A 2,935-nucleotide genomic window follows, 5' to 3' on the forward strand; every position below is an offset into this window, starting at 1 on the left:
ACCAAAGCAACACCACCACCTGCAACAATACCTTCTTCTACAGCAGCTCTTGTTGCGTGAAGCGCATCGTCCACTCTGTCTTTTTTCTCCTTCATTTCCACTTCAGAAGCAGCACCTACGTAAAGTACAGCAACACCTCCTGCTAATTTAGCCAGTCTTTCCTGAAGTTTCTCTCTGTCGTAGTCAGAAGTAGTCGTTTCCATCTGAGCTTTGATCTGTGCAACTCTTCCTTTAATTTTGCTGTCGTCACCACCACCGTTTACAATCGTAGTGTTGTCTTTGTCGATAGAAACTTTTTCAGCAGTTCCCAACATATCTAAAGAGATGTTTTCCATGGTGAAACCTTGCTCCTCAGAAATTACCTGTCCTCCTGTTAAGATTGCGATATCTTCCAACATCGCTTTTCTTCTGTCTCCGAATCCAGGCGCTTTTACCGCAGCAATTTTAAGAGAACCTCTTAATTTGTTTACCACTAAAGTTGCCAAAGCTTCTCCTTCAACTTCTTCAGAGATAATTAATAAAGATTTTCCTCCTTGAGCAATTGGTTCAAGAACAGGAAGCAATTCTTTCATGGAAGAGATTTTTTTCTCAACCAAAAGGATGTATGGGTTTTCCAATTCAGCCAACATTTTTTCAGGATTCGTCACGAAATACGGCGACTGATATCCTCTGTCGAACTGCATTCCTTCTACAACGTCTACCGTTGTATCGATTCCTTTAGCTTCTTCTACTGTAATAACTCCTTCTTTACCAACTTTTCCGAACGCTTCAGCGATTAAAGCACCGATAGTTTCGTCGTTGTTAGCAGAAACAGAAGCTACCTGCTTTACTTTATCTGTAGAATCGCCCACTTCCTGAGACTGAGCTTTTAAGTTCTCAACCACTGTTGCAACCGCTTTGTCGATCCCTCTTTTCAAATCCATTGGGTTTGCACCTGCAGCTACGTTTTTAAGACCCTCTCTTACGATAGCCTGTGCCAGAACAGTAGCGGTAGTAGTACCGTCTCCTGCGATATCATTGGTTTTGGAAGCCACTTCTTTTACCATTTGCGCTCCCATGTTTTCTACTCTGTCTTCAAGTTCGATTTCTTTTGCAACTGAAACCCCGTCTTTGGTAACGTGAGGTGCACCGAAAGATTTTTCGATTACCACGTTTCTTCCTTTTGGTCCTAAAGTTACTTTTACTGCATTAGCCAATGCATCAACACCTCTTTTTAAAGCGTCTCTTGATTCGATATCGAATTTTATTTCTTTTGCCATTGTTTTAAGCTTTTGGCGATTTGCTTTTAGCTTTTGGCTTTAGCAATTCGCGGTTTATTTTTTATAATTTGATTTTAATTTCCGTTAAGCCTGTTCCAAAGCGTGACAAGCTTCTTTTTTAGCAGGGTTAATTCTTCTGAAAGATTTTGGTATTCATTTTCATTAATATAATCTAAATCTTTAGCAAGAATTAATTGGTTTTCTGCTTCGTTGGATGATCCCAGCGCAATATTGATGAAATTAGCAAACTCTTTATCTGAATTTCTTCCGCTTCCTTCCGAAATATTATATCCGATAGAAGCAAATGATCTCCTGATTTGAGAGGTCAACCCAAACATTTCTTCCTTTGGAAAATTTTTGGTTGAGGTATAAATTTTTAAAGTCAGTTGATGGCTTAATTGCCAAACTTCAAATTTTTTGAAATCTCTCATTTACAATTTTCAATGCCGGAAAGCCATCTGCCGGAAGCAAAAAGCTATTAGCCAATTATTCCTAGTAAATCTCCCTCTTTTACAATTAAATAATCCTTTCCTTCCAATTTCAATTCAGAACCCGAATATTTCCCGTAAAGAACTTTGTCACCCACCTGTACAGTTGTAGGCTCATCTTTTTTGCCCGGACCAACTGCCACAACAGTACCTTCCTGAGGTTTTTCTTTTGCGGTGTCCGGAATAATAATACCTGAAGCTGTTTTAGTTTCTGCAGCGATCGGTTCGATCAAAACTCTGTCTGCTAATGGTTTAAAGTTTACTGACATAATATATTTAATTTTTTAATTATTTCTGTCTTGAAATTCTCTAATTGTATGCCAACACAGGCAAAAGAAAATTTTGGCAGACTAATTTTTTTTGAACGGAAATTTTGTCAGAAAAAAAGTCACTTCAAAAATGAGGTGACTTGTATTTTATTGATGACAAGAATCTTTGTAATCGTCAATCAGTTTTTTATAGATATCAGTGTATATTGCTGATTTATATTTCATATTTATTTTTGATGCTTCAGCTCCTCTTTTACCTTTAAGCGCTGCTTTTCTTTCGTCATCTGTTGCTCTTTTCTTTTCCTTAAAAGTTTTATTGGAAAAATAATCGTTCTGTCTTGCTTCATCTACTTTTTTCAGAAACTCCGGACAGTCTGCTCCTACCATTTCATAGGCTGTATAGAATTTTTTGTATAATGTTTTAAGATTAAATAAATCTAAGGGACTTAATGAAGGATAATCTACCGGCGCAATGGCAACGGTGTCGTCTGGTTTGCTTAAATAAACCATTACATAAGTTAACTGACAATCGTTTTCGTTTCCATTAGAAGCTGCGGAATAATTATTTCCAAAATCTGCCTTGCACATCATGCTTCTGTAACCATAAAGATTTATCAGTCCTTTTTCCATCAAAGGAAGCATCAGTACTTTTCCTTCGGATTCCAGTTCCTGATCTTTGTTGATTTCTTTTACCAGACGTTTGTCCAGTTGAAATTGCTCCTGGGTTTCTTCATTTGTATACAATAAACTTTTAATATCAGAAACAGGGATTAATTGTACTTGAGTATCGCTTTTTGAAGATTTAAATTTTACTTCTTTTCTGTCTAAATTGGCATATTTAGGTCCTTTTCCCATGAAACTGAATGTTGCAACATCAGGAAGCATAAAGTCTTGTGCAAATCCTTTTTTCGTACTGCCG

The 2,935-nt window shown here is 37.2% G+C and carries 4 protein-coding genes; all 4 read right to left on the reverse strand.

What is annotated here, in order from left to right; genetic code table 11:
- Positions 1-1,259: chaperonin GroEL (gene groL, locus WFK35_RS21920; protein WP_336734689.1), on the reverse strand; the 1,259-nt coding region annotated here is incomplete at its 3' end.
- Positions 1,260-1,333: 74 nt separating this feature from the next.
- Entirely contained in the window at positions 1,334-1,690 is a 357-nt protein-coding gene (locus WFK35_RS21925) for a four helix bundle protein (protein WP_076390783.1), read from the reverse strand.
- Positions 1,691-1,737: 47 nt separating this feature from the next.
- The gene (locus WFK35_RS21930) at positions 1,738-2,016 is read right to left on the reverse strand and encodes a co-chaperone GroES (RefSeq protein ID WP_040997294.1); all 279 of its coding nucleotides are present in this window, start codon (positions 2,014-2,016) and stop codon (positions 1,738-1,740) included.
- 147 nt (positions 2,017-2,163) lie between these two features.
- The coding region (locus WFK35_RS21935; RefSeq protein WP_336734691.1) for a hypothetical protein at positions 2,164-2,935 on the reverse strand (772 nt) is incomplete at its 5' end.

Origin of the sequence: Chryseobacterium sp. VD8 (genome assembly GCF_037149975.1) — a bacterium.
Taxonomy (GTDB): domain Bacteria; phylum Bacteroidota; class Bacteroidia; order Flavobacteriales; family Weeksellaceae; genus Chryseobacterium; species Chryseobacterium indicum.